The sequence below is a fragment of the Streptomyces sp. NPDC031265 genome (genome assembly GCF_055570295.1).
Map to the genome: position 1 here is coordinate 92,701 of NZ_JBVIHM010000031.1, position 558 is coordinate 93,258.

Sequence of the window (558 nt, forward strand, 5' to 3'; positions counted from 1 at the left end):
TTGGGGGAAGTGTGGGGGGGTTGGGGGGAGCTGGTCCCGGCGGGGGAGGGGCTTTACAGCACGCGGACGGGAGGCGGGAAAACCGCGCCGCCTCCCCGCGAGATGGCACCGCCCGACCGGCGGCGGCCGGACGGATCAGCGGTGGCCGTCGGCCACGGCCTTCTCGGTGGCCAGGCGCACCCCCGCCTCGATCTCCCCGGAGAGCGGGACGCGCGGCGGGCGGACCGGGCCGCCGGGCCGTCCGGCGATGTCCATCGACAGCTTGATGGACTGGACGAACTCGGTCTTCGAGTCCCAGCGCAGCAGGGAGTGCAGAGAGCGGTAGAGCGGCACGGCCGTGGCCAGGTCCCCGGCGACGGCGGCGTGGTAGAGCTCGGCGCAGGAGGCGGGGAAGGCGTTGGGGTATCCGGCGATCCAGCCGACCGCGCCCGCGAGGGCGAGTTCGAGGAGCACGTCGTCGGCGCCGATCAACAGGTCGAGATCCGGGGCGAGTTCGGCGATCTCGTACGCCCGGCGCACATCCCCGCTGAACTCCTTGACCGCGACGACGCTGCCGTC

At 73.5% G+C, this 558-nt stretch carries 1 protein-coding gene; it reads right to left on the reverse strand.

All coding sequences use genetic code 11. The features are described 5' to 3' along the window. Positions 1-135 precede the first annotated feature (135 nt). Positions 136-558: dihydrodipicolinate synthase family protein (locus ACZ499_RS33640; protein WP_468680142.1), on the reverse strand; the 423-nt coding region annotated here is incomplete at its 5' end.